This window comes from Pseudomonas sp. PB105, from assembly GCF_009764655.1.
GTDB lineage: Bacteria > Pseudomonadota > Gammaproteobacteria > Pseudomonadales > Pseudomonadaceae > Aquipseudomonas > Aquipseudomonas cyclaminis.
The window spans coordinates 99,091-119,113 of the sequence record NZ_RWIO01000061.1 but is presented as its reverse complement, the minus strand read 5'-3'; the positions used below and the strand labels follow the sequence as shown (position 1 = coordinate 119,113).

Here is a 20,023-nt window from a genome sequence, read left to right as displayed (position 1 = left end):
AAAGCTGGTCAAGTGGATTGCCCGCCGCTAGAATTGCGCACTTTTTGATCAGAGGCGCACCAAGCGCCCATCCGTTGTCTTGTCGTGCACGACCGGCAGCGTCATTCAATACCGAGGTTAGACATGTCCACCACCATCGCAAAAGCCAACCCCAAGGTTGGCTTTGTTTCCCTGGGTTGCCCAAAGGCTCTGGTCGACTCCGAGCGCATCCTCACGCAACTGCGTATGGAAGGCTATGACGTCGTGTCCACGTACCAGGACGCCGACGTGGTGGTGGTCAACACCTGTGGCTTTATCGACTCGGCCAAGGCGGAGTCCCTGGAAGTGATCGGCGAAGCCATCAAGGAAAACGGCAAGGTCATCGTGACCGGTTGCATGGGCGTGGAAGAAGGCAATATCCGCAACGTGCACCCAAGCGTGCTGGCCGTGACAGGTCCGCAGCAGTACGAGCAGGTGGTCAATGCCGTGCACCAAGTGGTGCCGCCGCGTCAGGATCACAACCCGCTGATCGACCTGGTGCCGCCGCAAGGCATCAAGCTGACCCCGCGCCACTATGCGTACCTGAAGATTTCCGAAGGCTGCAACCACAGCTGCAGCTTCTGCATCATCCCGTCGATGCGCGGCAAGTTGGTCAGCCGCCCGGTCGGTGACGTGCTCGACGAAGCCCAGCGCCTGGTCAAATCCGGCGTGAAAGAGCTGTTGGTGATCTCCCAGGACACCAGCGCCTATGGCGTCGACGTGAAATACCGCACCGGTTTCTGGAACGGCGCGCCGGTGAAAACCCGCATGACCGAACTCTGCGAAGCCTTGAGCAGCCTCGGCGTGTGGGTGCGCCTGCACTACGTTTATCCGTACCCGCACGTGGACGAACTGATCCCGCTGATGGCCGCCGGCAAGATCCTGCCGTACCTGGACATCCCGTTCCAGCACGCCAGCCCGAAAGTGCTCAAGGCGATGAAACGCCCGGCTTTCGAAGACAAGACCCTGGCGCGCATCAAGAACTGGCGCGAGATCTGCCCGGAGCTGATCATCCGTTCGACCTTCATCGTCGGCTTCCCTGGCGAAACCGAAGAAGACTTCCAGTACCTGCTGGACTGGCTGACCGAAGCCCAACTGGACCGTGTCGGCTGCTTCCAGTACTCGCCGGTGGAAGGTGCTCCGGCCAACCTGCTGGACCTGGCCGTGGTGCCGGACGACGTCAAGCAAGACCGCTGGGAGCGTTTCATGGCGCACCAGCAGGCGATCAGCTCGGCGCGCCTGCAACTGCGCATCGGCAAGGAAATCGAAGTGCTGATCGACGAAGTCGACGAGCAAGGCGCGGTAGGCCGCTGCTTCTTCGACGCGCCGGAAATCGACGGTAACGTTTTTATCGACGATGCCAGCGGTTTGAAGCCGGGCGACAAGGTCTGGTGCACCGTGACCGACGCCGACGAGTACGACCTGTGGGCCGAAAAGCGCGACTGATGGCGTAAAAACATGAAAAAGCCCTGCCTCTGGACAAGATGCGGGGCTTTTTTACGTCTATCGTTTTGCCCATCGGCACGGATCTCAGCAAGGGGCAGCGGGCATGCGTCAGCATTCGGTTATCCATACACCCAACACCAGCGACTACGCGCAGTTGGCGCAGATCTGGGAAGCCTCTGTGCGAGCCACCCATGACTTTTTACCCGACAGTTACATCGTGCTGCTCAAAAACCTGGTGCTGACCCGCTACCTGGACTCAGTGATGCTGATCTGCACCAAGGACTCGCGCCAGCGCATCACCGGGTTTGCCGGGGTCGCGGCGGGCAAGGTGGAGATGCTGTTTATCGACCCGCACCACCGGGGCCAGGGCCTTGGCCGACAACTGCTGTGGTACGCGATCGAGCACCTGAATGCCGAAGCGCTGGACGTCAACGAACAGAATCCCCAGGCATTGGGGTTTTATTTGAAGCTCGGGTTCGAGGTGATCGGACGCACGGAGCATGATGGCCTGGGCCAGCCTTATCCGTTGCTGCATATGCGTCTGCGCCAGGCGCATCAGCAGGAGCGCCAAGGCTAAATGAAATGGGGCCGGGATTAACCGCGCCCACACAGGTACAATACCCGCCCCCTTTTGTTACGGCCCTTGTCATGACTGACCCCATACGCCTCTCCAAACGCCTTATCGAACTGGTCGGTTGCTCCCGTCGGGAGGCTGAGCTGTTTATCGAAGGCGGCTGGGTCTCGGTGGACGGTGAAGTGATCGACGAGCCGCAGTTCAAGGTCACGACGCAGAAAGTCGAACTTGACCCCGACGCCAAGGCGACGGTGCCGGAACCGGTGACCATCCTGCTGCACGCTCCCGCCGGCGTGGATGCCGAGACCGCCATGGCCTCGATCAGCGCCGAAACCCTGTCCGAAGAACACCGCTTCAGCAAGCGCCCGCTCAAAGGTCACTTCCTGCGCCTGACCGCCAGCGCCGACCTGCAAGCCAAGGCCAGCGGCCTGTTGGTGTTTACCCAGGATTGGAAGATTCTGCGCAAGTTGACCGCCGATGCCGCCAAGATCGAGCAGGAGTACGTGGTGGAAGTCGAGGGCGACATGGTTGCCCACGGCCTCAACCGCCTGAACCACGGCCTGACCTACAAGGGCAAGGAGCTGCCGGCGGTCAAAGCCAGCTGGCAGAACGAAAACCGCCTGCGTTTCGCGATGAAAAACCCGCAGCCAGGCGTGATCGCGCTGTTCTGCGAAGCCGTTGGCCTGAAAGTCGTGGCGATCCGTCGCATCCGTATCGGCGGTGTATCGATCGGCAAGGTGCCGGTCGGTCAATGGCGTTACCTGTCCGGCAAAGAGAAGTTCTAAGCCGCTCCCCTTTTCTCGACACCGCCTGATGGGCGGTGTCCTCAGTTGAATACCAGGATTGCCCACCATGATTCACAACGACGTACTGCGCAGCGTGCGCTACATGCTCGACATCAGCGACAACAAGATGGTCGAGATCATCAAGCTCGGCGGCATGGACGTCACCAAGGACGACCTGCTGACCTACCTCAAGAAAGATGAGGAAGAAGGCTTCGTCTTCTGCCCGGACGAGGTCATGGCCTACTTCCTCGACGGCCTGGTGATCTTCAAGCGCGGCAAGGACGAAAGCCGTCCGCCGCAGCCGATCGAAACCCCGGTGACCAATAACATCATCCTCAAAAAGCTGCGCGTGGCCTTTGAGCTGAAAGAAGACGACATGCACGCCATCCTCAAGGCTGCCGAGTTCCCGGTCTCCAAGCCGGAGCTGAGCGCGCTGTTCCGCAAGTTCGGCCACACCAACTACCGCACCTGTGGCGACCAGTTGCTGCGCAACTTCCTCAAGGGTCTGACCCTGCGGGTTCGTGCATAAGCCATGAGTTACCAGGTCTCGCCCGTCGGCTTCGTCCGCTCCTGCTTCAAGGAGAAGTTCGCCATCCCTCGCCAACCGCAACTGGCGCCCGCCGCCCGGGGCGTGTTGGAGTTGGTGGCGCCGTTCGACCAGGGTGAGGCGGTGCAGGGTTTGGAACAGGTCAGCCATGTGTGGCTGTTATTCCTGTTCCACCAGGCCCTGGAAGACAAGCCGCGCCTGAAAGTGCGGCCGCCGCGTCTGGGCGGCAATACGTCCATGGGCGTATTTGCGACCCGCGCGACTCATCGACCTAATGGCATCGGCCAGTCGGTAGTGAAGCTGGACAAGGTGGAGCCGGGGCGGCTGTGGATTTCCGGGATCGATTTGCTCGATGGCACGCCGGTGTTGGATATCAAGCCGTATGTGCCGTATGCCGATAGCGTTGGTGCGGCCACCAACCACATCGCCAGCGATGCGCCCGAACTGATCGGCGTGCAATGGCTCAAGGCTGCACTGCACCAGGCGCAAGGCCATGCCCAGCGCCTTGGTGAACCGTTGGTAGAGTTGATTGATCAGTGCCTGGCGCAAGATCCGCGACCGGCCTACCAAACGCCCGGCCCTGAGCGTGAATACGGTGTGCGGTTCTGGGATGTAGATGTGCGCTGGCACTACCCGGAGCCGGGAATGATCTGTGTGCTGGAAGTGGTTCCGGCTAAATAGGACGAAAACCAAATGTGGGAGCTGGCTTGCCTGCGATAGCATCACCTCGGTTCAACTGAACCACTGAGGTGTCTGCATCGCAGGCAAGCCAGCTCCCACATTTTTTGGATCGCTGGTGTTACTGACTCTGTATTACTTTTCGACGAACGCACGCTCGATCAGATAGTCACCCGGCTCGCGCATGCGCGGCGAAACCTTCAGGCCGAAGCTGTTCAACACTTCGCTGGTCTCGTCCAACATGCTTGGGCTGCCGCACAGCATGGCGCGGTCGTCCTCGGGGTTGATCGGTGGCAGGCCGATGTCCGTGAACAGCTTGCCGCTGCGCATCAGATCGGTCAGGCGACCTTCGTTTTCGAACGGCTCGCGGGTCACGGTCGGGTAGTAGATCAACTTGTCACGCAGGGCCTCGCCGAAGAATTCGTTCTGCGGCAGGTGCTCGGTGATGAACTCGCGGTAGGCGACTTCGTTGACGTAACGCACGCCGTGGCACAGGATCACTTTTTCGAAACGCTCGTAGGTTTCCGGGTCCTGGATCACGCTCATGAACGGAGCAAGGCCAGTACCGGTGCTGAGCAGGTACAGGTGTTTGCCCGGTTTCAAATCGTCAAGCACCAGGGTGCCTGTCGGTTTTTTGCTGATGATGATCTCGTCGCCTTCCTTCAAGTGCTGCAATTGGGAAGTCAGCGGACCATCCGGCACCTTGATGCTGAAGAACTCCAGATGCTCTTCCCAGTTTGGGCTGGCGATGGAGTAAGCGCGCATGAGCGGGCGGCCGTTGGGCTGTTGCAGGCCGATCATCACGAACTGACCGTTCTCGAAGCGCAGGCCCGGGTCGCGGGTGCACTTGAAGCTGAACAGAGTGTCGTTCCAGTGATGAACACTGAGGACACGCTCGTGGTTCATGTTGCTCATGTACGGGGGACTCCTGGAAATGGGTCTGCGCCAAAGATGAAGTGCGCAATTGCACAGCATTCTAATGGCGGCGACAATATCTGTTAACTGGATTATTAAGATAAGGGTTATCGGTTATATCGATATGCGATTTACTCTCCGTCAACTGCAAGTCTTCGTCGCCGTCGCCCAGCAGGAAAGCGTCTCGCGCGCTGCTGGCCTTCTGGCCTTATCTCAATCCGCCGCCAGCACTTCGATCACCGAGCTGGAGCGTCAATCCAGCTGCCAATTATTCGACCGCGCCGGTAAACGCCTGAGCCTGAACGCCCTCGGCCATCAGCTGCTGCCTCAGGCCGTAGCGTTGCTGGACCAGGCCAAGGAGATCGAGGACCTGCTCAACGGCAAGTCGGGCTTCGGCTCCCTGGCCGTCGGCGCTACCCTGACCATCGGCAATTACCTGGCCACCCTGCTGATCGGCAGCTTCATGCAGCAGCATCCCGAGAGCCAGGTAAAACTGCATGTGCAGAACACTGCCAATATCGTGCATCAGGTTGCGCACTACGAAATTGACCTGGGTCTAATCGAAGGCGACTGCAGCCACCCCGATATCGAGGTGCAAACCTGGGTCGAGGATGAGCTGGTGGTGTTCTGCGCGCCTCAGCATCACCTGGCCAAGCGCGGCGAGGCCACCATGGAAGAGCTGACCCATGAGGCGTGGATCCTGCGCGAGCAAGGCTCAGGCACGCGCCTGACCTTCGACCAGGCCATGCGTCACCACCGCAGCACGCTGAATATCCGCCTGGAGCTTGAGCATACCGAGGCAATCAAGCGCGCCGTGGAATCGGGATTGGGGATTGGCTGCATCTCGCGCCTGGCGCTGCGCGACGCGTTCCGCCGAGGCAGCCTGGTGCCGGTGGAAACCCCGGACCTGGACCTGGCGCGTCAGTTTTACTTCATCTGGCATAAACAGAAGTACCAGACCTCGGCGATGCGCGAGTTTCTGGAGCTGTGCCGCGCCTTCACCGCCGGGGTTCAGCGCAGCGACGAGATCGTGCTGCCGAATATCGCCTGATCGTCAGATCAGGATCACGGCCCACACCAGGGTAATCATGGTCAGTGCCACGAATTGCGCGGCGCTGCCCATGTCCTTGGCATTTTTCGACAGGGGGTGACGGTCCAGGGAAATGCGGTCAATGGCCGCTTCCACGGCCGAATTGAGCAATTCGACGATCAAGGCCAGCAGGCACACTGCAATCAGTAACGCCCGTTCGACCCGGCTGACGTTCAGGAAAAAGCTCAGCGGGACCAAGATGACGTTGAGCAACACCAACTGACGGAAAGCAGCCTCGCCGGTGAACGCCGCACGCAGGCCATCCAGGGAATAACCCCCAGCATTGAAGATACGTTTGATACCGGTTTGACCCTTGAAAGGCGACATAGACGTAGGCAACTGAACCAAAGAAGTGGGAAAACTAGATCACGCAAAGTCAAAAAAGCGTGAATCGGCAACAGCTTAATGCTGCGAAATTGACTCAAGTTGTTGCAAGAGCAGCGCCGCCTGGGTGCGCGTACGCACGCCCAGCTTACGGAAAATCGCCGTAACGTGGGCCTTGATGGTCGCTTCGGACACGTTCAGCTCATAGGCGATCTGCTTGTTCAGCAGGCCTTCACAGACCATGGTCAACACCCGGAACTGCTGCGGCGTCAGACTGGCCAAGCCATCGCGGGCGGCCTTGGCTTCGTCGGAGACGTTGATTTCTTCAAACGCTTGCGGCGGCCATGAGACATCACCGTCCAGCACCTTGCGTACGGCGTTCTGGATGTCTTCCATGGCGCTGGACTTGGGGATGAAACCGCTGGCACCAAACTCCTTCGAGCGCACCACCACATCGGCTTCTTCCTGCGCCGACACCATCACCACCGGTATTTGCGGGTATTGCCCACGCAGCAGCACCAACCCCGAGAAACCGTAAGCGCCAGGCATGTTCAAGTCGAGCAACACCAGGTCCCAGTCGGATTTTTCGGTGAGGCGGGTTTCCAGCTCGGCAATGCTGGCCACTTCAACCAGACGCACATCCGGGCCGAGGCCCAGCGTTACAGCCTGGTGCAGCGCACTGCGAAACAACGGGTGGTCATCGGCTATCAGGATTTCGTATGTGGCCATTGATTAAATGATCCTGTTTTTTATGGCAGCCTTGATGGGTTCAAGGTTCGCCAGTACACACGGCAATGGCCAGGCAGCCATCGCCATAGGGCACATTCAACGTCAAATGCACGTGAAACGACGTCGAAAACTCACGGTTGCACCCCAATCGGCGCCCAGCATGCCCAGCGTAGCCTGGGGGGTCAAGCACTACGCCCGTGGGCATTTTAGCGGGTTGCGGGTTTACAGTGCCATCATGCAAACGTCGTCTGGCTATACCGCCGGTATATAGGGCGCAAGTCGCGTATGGACGACATCGCAGGCGTCCAAAGGCATCTGGAACTTGGCGGCCAGATAATGGGTACTGAACACATCGAGGTAGGCGTCCAGCACTTCGCTGGCAACTTCATCCCCGGCCAACTCCAGGCACAGTGCCGCGACTTCGGCGGTGCAGAAATGATCATCACGCTTTGAGCGGCGCAGTTTGTAGCGCGAGAGTTGCTCAGGTGCCAGGCTCAGGACTGGCAAGTGCTCCAGATACGGGCTTTTGCGGAACATCTTGCGCGCTTCACTCCAGGTGCCGTCGAGCAGGATGAATAACGGGCGCTTGCCCTCCGTCACGATGACTTCGCTGACCACCCGTTCAGGCGCCACGAACTCGCCAGGGAATACGATATAAGGCTGCCATTGCGGGTCTGCGAGCAAGGTGAGCAAATCCGGCTCGACTTCGGTGCGCGCCCAGGGGAACGCGGTGGTGTCGGCGATGACGTCGGCGATCAGCCAGCCGGTGTTGCTGGGTTTCATCGGTTCAACATCATGCATCAGCAAGCACATCGCAGACCGGGCCTCGACCTTGGGTCGCCAGGCGCACAGGCAGTACTCTGGAATCACCCGGCAGCCGGGGCAGCGTTCGGCGCGGGAGCCGCGGTTGACGAAGGGCTTGATGGCACGCGCCAGGCGCTGGGTGCGCAGACGTGAAACGGCGTGACTCATCGGATGCACCGCTGGAACGGGTAAATCGACACGGATAGAACTCGTGAAAGGCTGAAGTGGGCGCAGTTTACCAGCGATACGCCTGGCTGTAGTGGCAAGGGCTCACCTATAATCGCGCGCCACTGAACGCACAGCGCAGTGGCTGGTCTATGCACCAGTAACCGAATCAGGAGAGTTTCATGCTGCGTTCCATGCTGCGCTTTGTCGCCCCATCCATCGCCCTTGCGCTGGTGTTGCCTGTGGGCGCACATGCGGCCTCGCTGCTGGAGGCCCAGATGAACAGGAAACTGCAAAGCGTCGCGGCTGAGAGCAACAAAGACCTGCCCCGGGAAATCGACGAAAAAACCCTGGAAGTGGCCTACACCGTTGAAGGCATGCAGTTGATCGATCACTTGAGTGTGATGTCCGACCGCGCCGAGCAAATGCGCGCCAACCCCAAGGCTGTGTATTTCCAACTGGGGCAAAGCGTTTGCCTGAACAAAGGCTACCGCGAGCTGATGGCCAAAGGCGCCGTGATGCGCTACGAAATCACCGAGAACAAGACTAACCGTCCTGTGGCATCGGTGAAGTTCGTGGAAGCGGATTGCCCGGCACCGGCAAAAAAGAAAAAGTAATTCTGTCTGACGTTCGCGCGCTGCTCTCAGTGGCGCGCATCCCCCCGCTCCAACGCCCCTCAAACAGCTAGACTCCGTATTGAGCAACCAATAAGCGGTTGCCAGCCAACGGTTTTTCGGCCCATGATCAAGCCATCCCAACCGCTCACTCACAGCACTTTTCATGCTGTTCTGTAACATTTTCAGGGCAAAAGAAGGTTGCCCCCTGCGGCAAGCAGCGACACATGTAGTGTCGTAGCCTCCGGCGAACTTCTCGTCGGCTACCCGGCCCTGCAAGAAGGAGAAGTTGAATGCCTTACGCACCGAATGACAGCCTGCTCCAGCATTTTGAAAAAAACGGGGCCGACCTCACGCAGCAGGTCGAAGCCCAACTCCAACTGATCGCCCCCGACAGCCCGAATATCCCTCTGTACCGCGACATGATCCTCACCGTGCTGCGCATGGCACAGGACGACCGCAACCGCTGGAATGCCAAGATCACCCTGCAAGCCATCCGTGAACTGGACAACGCCTTCCGTGTGCTCGAACAGTTCAAGGACCGGCGCAAGGTCACCGTATTCGGCTCAGCCCGCACGCCGGTGGAAAGCCCGCTGTACGCGCTGGCCCGAGAAGTGGGCGCAGCACTGGCGCGCTCGGACCTGATGGTGATTACCGGTGGTGGTGGCGGCATCATGGCCGCGGCGCACGAAGGCGCAGGCCTGGAGTACAGCCTGGGGTTTAATATCACCCTGCCATTTGAACAGCATGCCAACCCGACGATTGATGGCACCGACAACCTGCTGTCCTTTCACTTCTTCTTTACCCGCAAGCTGTTCTTCGTCAAGGAAGCCGATGGACTGGTGTTATGCCCTGGCGGGTTCGGCACTCTGGATGAAGCGCTGGAAGTGCTGACGCTGATCCAGACCGGCAAGAGCCCGCTGGTACCGGTGGTGTTACTGGATGCGCCGGGTGGCGGGTTCTGGCAAGGCGCGCTGGACTTTATCCGCAGCCAGCTGGAAGCCAATCGCTATATCTTGCCAACTGACCTCAAGCTGGTGCGACTGGTGTATAGCGCTGAAGAGGCCGTGGAAGAAATCAATCAGTTTTATGCAAACTTCCACTCCACTCGCTGGTTGAAGCGTGAGTTTGTGGTGCGCATGAATCATCCGCTCAGCGATCGGGCGCTGGCCCATTTGCAGAGTGAGTTCGCCAGCCTGCGGTTGAGCGGTGAGTTTCGGCAACTCGCTTATACCGGTGAGGAGCATGATGAGGCACGGTTCAGCCATCTGACGCGGCTGGTGTTTAACTTTAATGGTCGCGACCAGGGGCGCTTGCGGGAATTGGTGGATTACATCAATTTGCCGGAGAACTGGGTGCAAGCTCAGGGGAAGGCGCAGCAACGGATGACGCCAGAGACAGCGTGACTTTTTACAGGCGAAAAAAAAGGCCCACTATTTTCATAGTGGGCCTTTTGTTTTTTGGCGTTCAGTCGTCCATATCCCGACCACTTAACAAGCGGCTGATCATGTCCATCGAAAATCCGCGATAGCTCAAGAAGCGGCCTTGCTTCGCACGTTCCCTGGCATCAATCGGAAGGTGGCCCGCAAACTTGCGACGCCAGGTTTCCTCCAACTGCGACTGCCAACTGATACCGCACTCACGTAGCGCGAGGTCAATATCGGCACGTTGCAGTCCACGCTGGCTCAACTCTTCGCGAATCCGCGCAGGGCCATAACCGGAACGTGCGCGGTAGGACACAAAACTTTCAAGGTAACGGGCTTCCGACAACAGCCCTTCTTCCGTCAACCGGTCGAGGGCTGTTTCGATCATCTCAGGCTCTGCACCACGCTGACGCAACTTACGTGTCAGCTCGACTCGCCCATGCTCGCGGCGAGCGAGCAGGTCCATCGCAGTCCGCCGAACGGCGACGAGTGTATCCAGTACAACAGTCATCTTTTGCTTCAGACGTCAGTATCGGCTTCTTCCACTTCTGCAACCGGCTCGCGGTTGGCAGCAGCTTTCACGTCAGGGGCTGCGGTCAGCAGCTTGTCGCGGATCTGCTTCTCAAGCGTGGCGGCGATATCCGGGTTGTCTGCCAGGAACTTGGCCGAGTTGGCCTTGCCCTGACCGATCTTGCTGCCGTTGTAGGCATACCAGGCACCGGACTTCTCGACGAAACCGTGCAGCACGCCCAGGTCGATCATCTCGCCGTTCAGGTAAATACCTTTACCGTAGAGAATCTGGAACTCAGCCTGACGGAATGGCGGCGCCACTTTGTTCTTCACAACCTTGACGCGGGTTTCGCTACCAACAACCTCGTCGCCTTCCTTCACCGCGCCGGTACGGCGGATATCCAGACGGACCGAAGCGTAGAACTTCAGCGCGTTACCACCGGTGGTGGTTTCCGGGCTACCGAACATCACGCCGATCTTCATACGGATCTGGTTGATGAAGATCACCAAGCAGTTGGCGTTCTTGATGTTACCGGTGATTTTACGCAGTGCCTGGGACATCAGACGGGCTTGCAGACCCACGTGCATGTCACCCATTTCGCCTTCGATTTCAGCCTTGGGTACCAGGGCTGCCACGGAGTCGACCACGATCACGTCGATGGCGTTGGAGCGCACCAGCATGTCGGTGATTTCCAGGGCTTGCTCACCGGTGTCCGGCTGGGAAACCAGCAGGTCGTCAACGTTGACGCCCAGCTTGCCGGCGTATTCAGGGTCCAGGGCGTGCTCGGCATCGACGAACGCGCAAGTGGCGCCCATTTTTTGCGCCTGGGCAATCACCGACAGCGTCAGAGTGGTTTTACCGGAAGATTCAGGACCGTAGATTTCAACAATACGGCCTTTTGGCAGGCCGCCAATGCCGAGCGCGATGTCCAGACCCAGAGAGCCAGTGGAAATAGCCGGGATCGCCTGACGGTCGTGATCGCCCATACGCATTACGGCACCCTTGCCGAATTGACGTTCGATCTGACCCAGGGCCGCAGCCAAGGCTTTCTTCTTGTTGTCGTCCATTAAAGTCCTCACGTAATCAATAAGGCCGGGGCGGCCAACACCTGTATAAGTAGACAGTATTGTTCCACAAAGATCGTAGATCGCCTACCCCTGATTTTCTATTTCTGCTGCAGCTCGTCGCAACAAGCCCTCTAGCGCAGCCTTTACCGTTTGTCGGCGGACCTCATCGCGGTTGCCGGGGAAGTGCTCAAGCTCGGCCGTGACCTCGTCGCCCACGCCGAAGGCCAACCACACTGTACCCACCGGTTTATCTGGCGAACCGCCGTCGGGCCCGGCCACGCCGCTGACTGCCACGGCGAATCGGGCCAGGCTTTTTTCCTGGGCGCCGCGGGCCATCGCTTCCACCACTTCCTGGCTGACGGCCCCGACTTTGGCGAAGAGTTTTTCCGGCACATCCAGTTGCCGGGTCTTCTGCCGGTTGGAATAGGTGACATAACCCGCCTCGAACCAGGCCGAACTGCCCGGAATCCTCGTGATGGCTTCGGCAATACCGCCGCCGGTACAGGACTCGGCAGTGGTGACGTGGGCACTGAGCACCTGCAAGCGGCGCCCCAGTTCGGCAGCCAGTTGAGTGATTTCCTTCACGGTCGTCTCCAGGAATGGGCGGGGGTTTGCCTACCCTACAGGAGCCCATCGACCATGCAAGACACAGAGTGCATCAAGAGACTAATGCGCGACGGCCTGCACGTAGGCCTGGCAAGCGCGCAAGGCGATCAGGGCGTTATCGCCGTCGTCGGTGATGCGGATAATTCGCTGAGCATGCGCCGGGTCAAGTCGGGCTCGCGAGGTTGCATGAACCACGCCGCTGGCGGTGGGGGCGGCAGGCACTGTGCAGCCAATGGCGACGGTGTCGAGAAGGACTGACAGCCGCACATCAGCAGTGGCCAGGCGGTCGCGCAGAGCAGCTTGGTTGCGTTGGGCATCGTTCAATTCCTGGGTGTGGTGCTGGTCGCCGGTGTTGAGCTGTTGTTCAAGAGCCAGGCGTTTGGCCTGTTCGGCCTGTTGTTGCTGAAGAATTGCCTGGCTTTGCTGGCTGAGCGCCTGTGCATGGACCACCGATTGCAGCTCCAACTGCGCCCCGTATCGCCACGCTTGCACCTGCCACACAAGCGCCATGAGCAGGCACACACCGACCAAGCGAAACGCACCTAGGAAACGCATAGCACCGCCTTCGCCCGCGCCCACAACTGCAAACGGTCGTCCAGGCCGTTGAGGCCGCCGTTGATGCGCCGGGTGATGGTGGTGAACTGGCCTTTGTCGGCGAGCTCGTTGAGGCCGTTGCTTTGCCAGAACCAGGCGGCGGATTCGCAGGCCCATTGAGGCTGCTCCAGCAATTTCGGTTGTCGCAGCAGACGATCGTCACCAAACAGAGCTTGGCTGCACGCCATGTAATTACGGCGCCCGGTGATCTGGATCAGCCCCCTGCCCCGATACATTTGCCCATCACCGTCCGCCTCAGGGGTGTTGCCCAGCCGCGCAGCCAAGCTGCCGGTGTCGTACTTGCTCAGGTATTGATCGCTACCCAATTCGCGCACGTACTGTAACTGGGCAGACTCGTGACCGATTTGGGCGAGGAAGGCGGCGACGCGACGGGCCGTATTGATCTGGTGCCCCGCAAAGGCAGCATTTAGAAAGGTTAAAAAAATGCCCGCGCGAAGGCGGGCTCCAGGCATTACACCCAGAAGCTGAGCATGTGTGATTACCATGGGTTTTACTCTAAGAAAGGATCTACACCGACAAACCGCTGGCCTGGACCGTACTCCGATAGCCACCTTTTCGCTCGCCCCTGGATTTCACCGTTTTAATCGACCAGCGCCCTTGCATGAACCCCGGCCACGACTCATCCAACAGCAACAGGCCTTCAGCAGCCAACGAAGGATTACCAGGGCAGACCACATCGATTTGCAACCCTTCGCGCCCCACCCGCCGCATCTCTCCCTGCGCCGCCGAGCGTGCTTCGTCCTCGCTCTGGTATCGCTGTGTCACCACTTTGAAGGGTGCGATGCCCACCTTGACGACACGCTGTTTTCCGGCTGCCGCGTCCCACCATGACGTTTGCGCGCCGTTGTATTTGGCACGGCTGGTGTCGGTGAAACTGGCGCTGATGAACGCGCGCTCGCCTGGACGATTGTCATGGGTAATCGACAACCGTACATCCGGCAATTCCTTGCCCGACAGCGTCTTGATCTGGCCTTTACGCCCCAGTACATACAGCTCATCGACAGGTTTGGCCACCGCATCGAAGCGCTTTGCCAGGCGCGTCAGAAAAGCCATGTCGCTTTCATTGGTCTGATCGATGTGCGCGATCGGCTCACCGTCGAGTTCAGGCGCCACACGCGGTGAAAAACCGTATCGGGTGGTCAGTTGGCGAAACAGCGCACCCAGGGTTATCGGCCCATGGCTGGCGGTGCGGCGCTGTTTAAATTCGTGCTCGTCGAACGGTGCCGCCGTGGCCACCAGCACCAGTCGCAATGGGAACATCGAGGGCGTGCGCTGGGTAATCTTGAACACCCCCTTATCCACCAGGCCCGATTCCAGGTAGCCGATACGCAGGCCAATTTTGCCGCCCAGATCGGGCAGCCCTTCAAGACCCTCGATATCAAGGGTCAGCTTCAGTTGATCAGACACAAACCCCGCTGCGTCGGTGTGTTCCCACTCCAATAGCCGCTCGTTAAATAGCGCGGCATTAGTTCCGTAAAGCTCCACTACAGGTGTAAATCCGAGTGCCATAATGGCTCCTTAATCCCAGGCGGAAACCGGTCGACTTGCGACCGGTTGCGCATCCAATTCGGGCACCAGCACACTGACGCCCGCAGGCAGTACTGCGCCCTGTTCGGCCAACTCCGGATTCAAGCGCCACAACGCCTCTTCTGCGGCATCATCACTGCGCCCCAGTTGGCGGTAGAGCAACAGGTTCACCGAGTCGCCGGCAATACTTCGAACCCTACGCATTGACGAACTCCTCCAGTACCAACGACCAATTGATCACCATGGCCGTACCGTCGTCGATCACGCTGGCTTGTTTTTCACTGATCGACTTGATGGTCCATAACCCCCAGTTACGCCCTAATCCGTCCACCAACGGCAACGGCGTCCGCAGGGCCTGCAGGGCGCGCAACTCATCCAGGCGCGCCATGCCCTTGGCGCGCGCAGCCTTGCCGCCGAATGCCAGCGTTTCGAGCCCCTGGCCGACCTGGCTGGATTTAGGTTTGCCGGCAATGATGTCGAGACTGACCCAGCCCCCGCTGCTCCCACGATCAAGCGTGTCGTAGGCGAACCCACGGGACAGCCCGAAAATAAAAGTACCCAAGACCATCTGTTGTCGCATCACACAGCTCCATCGGTGAGTGCTGCGCCGCGTCGGGTCGCCAGCAGGTTGTCCATCGACAGCGGGGTAAATTGCGCTTCGATCTGTTGCACCACGAGCGCCGCCAGCTGTTGATGGCTGGCTTGCTCAGGCGCGGTGATGGTGATTTGCGGGGCGAAGTTGATTTGGCGGTTGTCGGCTTGAGGGGCGTTGAGGTTTTTGCTGACCTCTGTGGGCGATGGCAGGCGATCGCCTGTCCCCATCACTTTTTCAGCGAGCCACGCACCGACGTCGCTGCCCACGAAAGTACCCACGGCACCGCCGACTACCTTGCCGATTGCGCCCCCGGCGACGCCTCCCATAACCCCGCCCAACACTGTGCCGGCACCCGGAACGACCGAACCGATAACAGCTCCCGCCAGCGTGCCGACCGCTCGGCCAATCGCCATCCCGGCCACATCACCGACGACACCGCCGGCAACACCGCCGCCGATCGAGCCCACGCTGGTGCCAACCGCTTTACCCAGGTTCCCGGTCATCGCGCCTTGCGTCATCTCGATACCGGCCTGGGCCACCACCAGGCTGAGGGAGGCCCCTTTGGCCAGCGTGCTCACCTTCGCAGCGTTGCCAGAGATACCAGGACCGGAGGCCGACGGGCGATTAGCGTTGTGCCCGTCATTACTCGGGGCTTTGCGCTGGCTGTCCGGCGGCGTGGTTTTATTCCCTGCTGCCGGCCCCTCTCCGAGCACTTTCCCTGCGACCTTTTCGAAAATCTTGTCCTTCACGGCACCGAAAACACCGGAAACCACCGGGATCAGCACCGCCCCCGCCAGGGTGACGGCAGCGGCAGCCTTGGGCAGGCCTTCCGCGAGCCAAGCCACGCCACTGACCAGGCCGTTCATTGCGGTCAGCGAGGCATCCACAACGGGGGCCAGCGCTGTATCAGAGGCGGTGCTCAAGCGTGTGGTACTGGCCTCGTAGGCTTGCCGACGTGCGTAAGTAGAGTCCGCACGAACCGTGGCCGAGCGCAGGACCGAACCCTGATCGCCCAACGTGGAAGTAGCGTAGGTGGATTTCTCGGCCACCAGCGAAAAGGCCTGTTTCACGCTGTCGATCACCGGCACCAGGCTCAGAATGGTCTGGTTGCCGTCAAACAACTGCGTCGCCAGCATCGCCTGCCGTTCTGCAGGTTGCGATTTGAGGGCCTCCAGCACCGTAAGTACGGCCTGCGGGGCGTCCTGTTTCATGCCCGCCGCGAGTACTTTTGGATCAAGCTTGAGCTCTGCCCAGGCGCTGCGTTGCCCTGCAGAGGCGTTGTCGCCTTTAGCCAGGACCGCGCTGATTTTTTCCAGCCCGGCACCGGCAACAGCCTTGCTGTTACCTGCGCTCAACAACGCCGCCGAAAGCGCTGCTGCCTGTTCGGGGCTCATGCCCGCAGCCTTCGCGGCAGCGCCCTGATGTTGCACGATAGCGCCGATATCCGCCGATTCAGCCTTGAGCGATACCTGGGTGCCCAGCACGTTTGTTGCGTCGGCAAGGTCCAAGGCTTGTGCGCGATCAAGGTGCATTGACTCGCGCCAGCCGCCCATGAGTTCGCCGGCATTTTTGACGTCGATCTTGAACGCGGTCGCCATGATTGCGGCATCGCGGGTAAACTGCTGCAGGTCTGCCTGGCGCCCAACGGGGTCAATATTGCCTGAAGCGTCCTTACGATCGCTGCCGATACCTGTGCGGGCGGCGGCATACTCAACCTTAGCGAGGTCGACGGCGCTGGCACCACTGGCGGCCACCACCGGCTCGGATGCCATGGCAAGGTTGGCTTCGCGCAATGCCTTGCGCTCATTGCGGGTAAACCTCAACAGTTGATCAAGGTCGGTCATCGCGGCGTCCAGCGCCTGCGAGGGTGTACGCTTGTCGGCAGCCGCGGTGATCTTCGTACCCTCTGCGTTCCCGGCAGCTTCGGCTTGCCGGGCGTCCATCACCTTGAGCAACGAGACGTTGAACAGCTCCAACGTATCGACCAACCGTACCTGCCCGTCCGCCAGATGCTTGATCTGCAAGCTGGCATCGGCCAATGCCAATGCCAAATTCGCCGTACTCCCCGGTGCCACCTCAAGTGGGCTCGGCAGCGCTTGGGTGATAGGTTTGAGACTGGCCTGCATTCCTGTCATCTGAAGTGCGCCCTGAGTCAACACGCCGTCCTTGGCAATGGCTGACCCTGCTCCATGATTACTATCTGCCATTGCGCTCTACTCCTGTTTGACGCCAAGACGACTGATCACGATGTCGTAGCGGCGCAATGCTTTGCCGGCTTCCCAGTCGAGGATTTCCGCTTCGTTTACCGAGTAAACCAGCGGCACTACATCGAGGATCACTTCGATGTCGCGTTCCGAAAGAAGTCCGCCGGTTTGTTTAAAAAATCGTCGATGCGCTCCTGCAGCTCGGTCCAGTCGGGGACGGTCAGGCCGGCAAGATCGGGAATCATCAGGCCGGTGCAGTGAGCGGTGATGAACTCGGCCCGGTCTTTGTTAGTGGCCAGTTTTTTCATCACCTTGGTAGCGCGCAAGGCGGGCATTTCCAGGGTGACGCTGGTGAGAGTGCGACCGCTCGCGTCCAGCGGCAGCAGCAGGGCAACCTGTTCGCACGTCAACGACTCGCGCGGGCTATCGGTTTGCGCGAGAAAAAACGATGCAGGCCGGGTCGACATTTCGTGTACGTACTGCGCAATGCTCACGTAGTCCGGGCGCTTGAGTTGGTCGAGCTCTTTTTCCGACAGGCCGGTGGCGAGTTTCGCCAGTTCGAAGAACTGATCGTCCTCATCATCACCGGCCCGGGCCAGCGCGTCTTTCTGCGCGGCGTAGAACAACGGCTTGAGTTGAACTTGCTCGATCATTGCACCGGTGTCGGCGGTGATCGGGGACAGCAGGATGTGCAACGGTGGCATCCAGGCCATGGGGAATTCCTTGTTGAGCGGTGTTGAAAAGTGTGAAAAATCTAAACCTGAGCACGGCCCCTGTGGGAGCTGGCTTGCCTGCGATGGCATCCACTCGATGCTCCAGGGATACCGAGTCGCCTGCATCGCAGGCAAGCCAGCTCCCACAGGGGCCGTGCTCGCTTCAGATTGCGCCGGCCCTTAAGGCATCAGCACCGCGCGGCGGGCATCGCCAAGAATGTCGACGCCGTTGAGCACGAACTTCTGGGTGCGCACGTCGATGTCGATCACTGGAATGCCATTTTCCAGACGGTTGTAGGTACGGCAGGACAATTCCAGAGTGGTGACCGGCTTGGCGTTCATGGTCAGCGCCGTCTCGGCCAGGGACTTCAGCTTGCCGCCCACGGTGTGGTAGGTGAAATAGGTCTTGCCGTCCTGATCCTGACCGGCTTCACGCACGTTCAACAGGATGTCGTCACCCTGGGTGACGCCAAGCGCCAGCAGGACTTGGGCGCCAACACCTTGCAGTACCAAGGTTGCATTCAGCACTTTGGCGCTTTTGGCGACCTCCTCGGCGATGAAGCGCCCACCGGTCATCGGGTCCATCTCGAACTCGATCTTCGGCGGCGTAAAGGAATCAACGGTTGCCGACAACGGCAGGCCTTGAAGGGTGGCCGCAATGGCCTGTCTGACTCGGTTGGTAAACATTAGAGAACGTCCTCCAGGAACTGCTCGATGATTTCATCGCGGGCGTTGAGTTGATAAACCATGTGTTCGTTCGGCGCGTAGCGGCCGTAGTCGATGACGATGAACCAGGTGCCGTTCTTGTACTTCTCGACGCTGTTCAGTTCCGGGTGCAGGTACACGCTGCCGCCGGGAATGGTTTCGTCGGCCACAAGGGTTTGCAGCCAGTCGTTGATGCGCTTGACCTCCTGGTCCATGAAGGACTTGGTGAGGTTCTTGGACATGGCTTTCTGGCCGGCCTTGACCAGCTTGCGGCTGATGGCATCTTCCAGGCCGACGTAGCTGATGAACTTGCCGGTGATGGAGCGGTTACCCAGCAGCGAGAAACCGCCGAGGATGGTGCGGGCGTAGTAGCTCACGCCGTAGCGGTTGAGCAGGTCGCCTTCGGTGGAGGTGTCGAGGATGTTGTACTCGACCACGCGGGAAACGTCCTCGGCGAAGGTCACCTGATTACCCGGGCTTTCCCACTGCTTGACCTTGGCCAGTGCGGCGATGGCCAGCGAGGATGGCGACAGGAACACATTCTTCTTCGCGGCCTTGGAGTACACCGACGGCATGTTGTGCACCAGCAGGCAACGGTCGAAGCCCAGGTCGGCACCGCCCAGTTCGCCGCTGTAGGTCACTTGGTCGGCCACCGAAGCGTCCTTGCCATCCAGCACCACACGGGCCTTGATGCGCTTGCCGAAGGAGGCGAACTCACCCGCCACAGCCTTGGTGGCGGTAAAGCCCGGTGCGCCAATGATGGTCAAGTCTTCAGGAACACTGCTCAAGGCCGCCAGGCCCAGCTTGCGGCCGGTGACGGGGTCGTTGCCGCCGATCACGTTATTGATGGTGTCGGCCGGGGTCGCGCCTTCTTCGACGATCACCACGTAGACCGGCACCTTCACCACTTTGAGGATCTGGTACACCGCCTGAAACAAGGTGCCCGACTCGGTGCCGGTAGGGTCCAGCAGCGCCTGAGTGGTGAAGCTGTTGATGCGGAACGGTGCGTTTTTCGGGATCGACGCATGGGCCTTCGGTGCGGTGCCGACCAGGCCGATCACGTTATCGCCCAGGCCACCCATGGCCTCGGGGGATTCGGTGGCATTGACGGTGATTCCGTTGTGCTCGAAGTTCAAAACCTCAGCCATGATTAGTCAGCCTTCTTGGGGGTGGAGTTAAGGACGCTGGTCAGTTCCAGGCGGCCAGCGGTGCGCAGGGCGGATGCTTCGACGTCCAGCAGGTCGAGCTCCTCGCCGGCGGTGGACCAATGGCCTTTGCCGATGGGGAATGGGATGAGGACGGTGTAGGTTTGGCGGTTGGCCATGGGTGGAATTCTCCGAGTGGAAAATGCCAAAGCCCCTGCGGGG

General features: G+C 59.9%; 26 protein-coding genes. 8 read left to right on the top strand and 18 right to left on the bottom strand.

The window, feature by feature from the left end; all coding sequences use genetic code 11:
* Positions 1 to 123 precede the first annotated feature (123 nt).
* The 5 genes from rimO (at position 124) to tsaA (ending at position 4,051) form a co-directional block, all read left to right on the top strand.
* The gene (gene rimO, locus EJD88_RS16360) at positions 124 to 1,464 is read left to right on the top strand and encodes a 30S ribosomal protein S12 methylthiotransferase RimO (RefSeq protein WP_046384502.1); all 1,341 of its coding nucleotides are present in this window, start codon (positions 124 to 126) and stop codon (positions 1,462 to 1,464) included.
* A 103-nt stretch (positions 1,465 to 1,567) separates the two neighbouring features.
* On the top strand, positions 1,568 to 2,041 hold the full coding sequence (locus tag EJD88_RS16355) for a GNAT family N-acetyltransferase (protein ID WP_112193801.1): 474 nt from the start codon (positions 1,568 to 1,570) through the stop codon (positions 2,039 to 2,041).
* Between the two features lie 71 nt (positions 2,042 to 2,112).
* On the top strand, positions 2,113 to 2,823 hold the full coding sequence (locus tag EJD88_RS16350) for an rRNA pseudouridine synthase (RefSeq protein WP_099583452.1): 711 nt from the start codon (positions 2,113 to 2,115) through the stop codon (positions 2,821 to 2,823).
* Positions 2,824 to 2,890: 67 nt separating this feature from the next.
* On the top strand, positions 2,891 to 3,352 hold the full coding sequence (locus EJD88_RS16345) for a DUF1456 family protein (protein WP_099583453.1): 462 nt from the start codon (positions 2,891 to 2,893) through the stop codon (positions 3,350 to 3,352).
* A 3-nt stretch (positions 3,353 to 3,355) separates the two neighbouring features.
* Positions 3,356 to 4,051, top strand: coding sequence for a tRNA (N6-threonylcarbamoyladenosine(37)-N6)-methyltransferase TrmO (gene tsaA, locus EJD88_RS16340; RefSeq protein ID WP_099583454.1), 696 nt, complete (start codon positions 3,356 to 3,358; stop codon positions 4,049 to 4,051).
* A 132-nt stretch (positions 4,052 to 4,183) separates the two neighbouring features.
* Here tsaA and fpr read toward each other — a convergent pair whose 3' ends face one another.
* On the bottom strand, positions 4,184 to 4,963 hold the full coding sequence (fpr, locus tag EJD88_RS16335; protein ID WP_003231344.1) for a ferredoxin-NADP reductase: 780 nt from the start codon (positions 4,961 to 4,963) through the stop codon (positions 4,184 to 4,186).
* A gap of 124 nt (positions 4,964 to 5,087) precedes the next feature.
* Here fpr and EJD88_RS16330 point away from each other — a divergent pair, with 124 nt between their 5' ends.
* Entirely contained in the window at positions 5,088 to 6,014 is a 927-nt protein-coding gene (locus EJD88_RS16330; protein WP_160385053.1) for a LysR family transcriptional regulator, read from the top strand.
* A gap of 3 nt (positions 6,015 to 6,017) precedes the next feature.
* On the opposite strand, the gene EJD88_RS16325 is transcribed toward EJD88_RS16330, so the two are convergent.
* The 3 genes from EJD88_RS16325 to EJD88_RS16315 form a co-directional block, all read right to left on the bottom strand.
* Complete coding sequence (locus EJD88_RS16325) at positions 6,018 to 6,380, bottom strand: diacylglycerol kinase (RefSeq protein WP_032891758.1); 363 nt, start codon at positions 6,378 to 6,380, stop codon at positions 6,018 to 6,020.
* Between the two features lie 75 nt (positions 6,381 to 6,455).
* Positions 6,456 to 7,106 carry a response regulator transcription factor ErdR gene (gene erdR, locus EJD88_RS16320; protein ID WP_112193797.1) on the bottom strand — a complete coding sequence of 217 codons (651 nt, stop codon included), beginning with the start codon at positions 7,104 to 7,106 and terminating at the stop codon, positions 6,456 to 6,458.
* Between the two features lie 252 nt (positions 7,107 to 7,358).
* The gene (locus EJD88_RS16315) at positions 7,359 to 8,078 is read right to left on the bottom strand and encodes a tRNA-uridine aminocarboxypropyltransferase (RefSeq protein ID WP_158878474.1); all 720 of its coding nucleotides are present in this window, start codon (positions 8,076 to 8,078) and stop codon (positions 7,359 to 7,361) included.
* Between the two features lie 179 nt (positions 8,079 to 8,257).
* Here EJD88_RS16315 and EJD88_RS16310 point away from each other — a divergent pair, with 179 nt between their 5' ends.
* Entirely contained in the window at positions 8,258 to 8,692 is a 435-nt protein-coding gene (locus tag EJD88_RS16310) for a PA3611 family quorum-sensing-regulated virulence factor (protein WP_099583459.1), read from the top strand.
* A gap of 290 nt (positions 8,693 to 8,982) precedes the next feature.
* Entirely contained in the window at positions 8,983 to 10,095 is a 1,113-nt protein-coding gene (locus EJD88_RS16305; RefSeq protein WP_158878473.1) for a TIGR00730 family Rossman fold protein, read from the top strand.
* A gap of 61 nt (positions 10,096 to 10,156) precedes the next feature.
* On the opposite strand, the gene recX is transcribed toward EJD88_RS16305, so the two are convergent.
* From recX to EJD88_RS27020, 14 genes are all read right to left on the bottom strand, one after another.
* Entirely contained in the window at positions 10,157 to 10,624 is a 468-nt protein-coding gene (gene recX, locus EJD88_RS16300) for a recombination regulator RecX (RefSeq protein ID WP_003189043.1), read from the bottom strand.
* Positions 10,625 to 10,632: 8 nt separating this feature from the next.
* Positions 10,633 to 11,691 carry a recombinase RecA gene (gene recA, locus EJD88_RS16295; protein ID WP_032891767.1) on the bottom strand — a complete coding sequence of 353 codons (1,059 nt, stop codon included), beginning with the start codon at positions 11,689 to 11,691 and terminating at the stop codon, positions 10,633 to 10,635.
* A gap of 84 nt (positions 11,692 to 11,775) precedes the next feature.
* Complete coding sequence (locus EJD88_RS16290) at positions 11,776 to 12,276, bottom strand: CinA family protein (protein ID WP_158878472.1); 501 nt, start codon at positions 12,274 to 12,276, stop codon at positions 11,776 to 11,778.
* Positions 12,277 to 12,357: 81 nt separating this feature from the next.
* Entirely contained in the window at positions 12,358 to 12,852 is a 495-nt protein-coding gene (locus EJD88_RS16285; protein ID WP_158878471.1) for a lysis system i-spanin subunit Rz, read from the bottom strand.
* Positions 12,840 to 13,397 (bottom strand): glycoside hydrolase family 19 protein, encoded by a 558-nt coding sequence (locus EJD88_RS16280; RefSeq protein WP_158878470.1) that lies wholly within the window; start codon positions 13,395 to 13,397, stop codon positions 12,840 to 12,842. Before EJD88_RS16280 ends, EJD88_RS16285 begins: the two co-directional genes overlap by 13 nt.
* A gap of 22 nt (positions 13,398 to 13,419) precedes the next feature.
* Entirely contained in the window at positions 13,420 to 14,421 is a 1,002-nt protein-coding gene (locus EJD88_RS16275; RefSeq protein WP_158878469.1) for a contractile injection system protein, VgrG/Pvc8 family, read from the bottom strand.
* Positions 14,422 to 14,430: 9 nt separating this feature from the next.
* Positions 14,431 to 14,643, bottom strand: coding sequence for a tail protein X (locus tag EJD88_RS16270; RefSeq protein ID WP_044272200.1), 213 nt, complete (start codon positions 14,641 to 14,643; stop codon positions 14,431 to 14,433).
* Positions 14,636 to 15,019: a phage tail protein gene (locus EJD88_RS16265; protein ID WP_099583465.1), complete on the bottom strand. Its 384-nt coding sequence runs from the start codon at positions 15,017 to 15,019 to the stop codon at positions 14,636 to 14,638. The genes EJD88_RS16270 and EJD88_RS16265 overlap by 8 nt, the downstream gene beginning before the upstream one ends.
* Entirely contained in the window at positions 15,019 to 17,241 is a 2,223-nt protein-coding gene (locus EJD88_RS16260; RefSeq protein ID WP_178117288.1) for a phage tail tape measure protein, read from the bottom strand. The genes EJD88_RS16265 and EJD88_RS16260 overlap by 1 nt, the downstream gene beginning before the upstream one ends.
* Before the next feature lie 6 nt (positions 17,242 to 17,247).
* The gene (locus tag EJD88_RS27250) at positions 17,248 to 17,373 is read right to left on the bottom strand and encodes a hypothetical protein (protein ID WP_256673698.1); all 126 of its coding nucleotides are present in this window, start codon (positions 17,371 to 17,373) and stop codon (positions 17,248 to 17,250) included.
* Complete coding sequence (locus EJD88_RS16255; protein WP_099583544.1) at positions 17,370 to 17,951, bottom strand: phage tail assembly protein; 582 nt, start codon at positions 17,949 to 17,951, stop codon at positions 17,370 to 17,372. Before EJD88_RS16255 ends, EJD88_RS27250 begins: the two co-directional genes overlap by 4 nt.
* A 180-nt stretch (positions 17,952 to 18,131) precedes the next feature.
* Positions 18,132 to 18,638, bottom strand: a complete 507-nt coding sequence (locus EJD88_RS16250; protein WP_044272192.1) for a phage major tail tube protein — start codon at positions 18,636 to 18,638, stop codon at positions 18,132 to 18,134.
* Positions 18,638 to 19,804 carry a phage tail protein gene (locus EJD88_RS16245; protein WP_099583467.1) on the bottom strand — a complete coding sequence of 389 codons (1,167 nt, stop codon included), beginning with the start codon at positions 19,802 to 19,804 and terminating at the stop codon, positions 18,638 to 18,640. The genes EJD88_RS16250 and EJD88_RS16245 overlap by 1 nt, the downstream gene beginning before the upstream one ends.
* A 2-nt stretch (positions 19,805 to 19,806) precedes the next feature.
* The gene (locus tag EJD88_RS27020) at positions 19,807 to 19,980 is read right to left on the bottom strand and encodes a hypothetical protein (protein ID WP_178075323.1); all 174 of its coding nucleotides are present in this window, start codon (positions 19,978 to 19,980) and stop codon (positions 19,807 to 19,809) included.
* Positions 19,981 to 20,023: the final 43 nt, after the last annotated feature.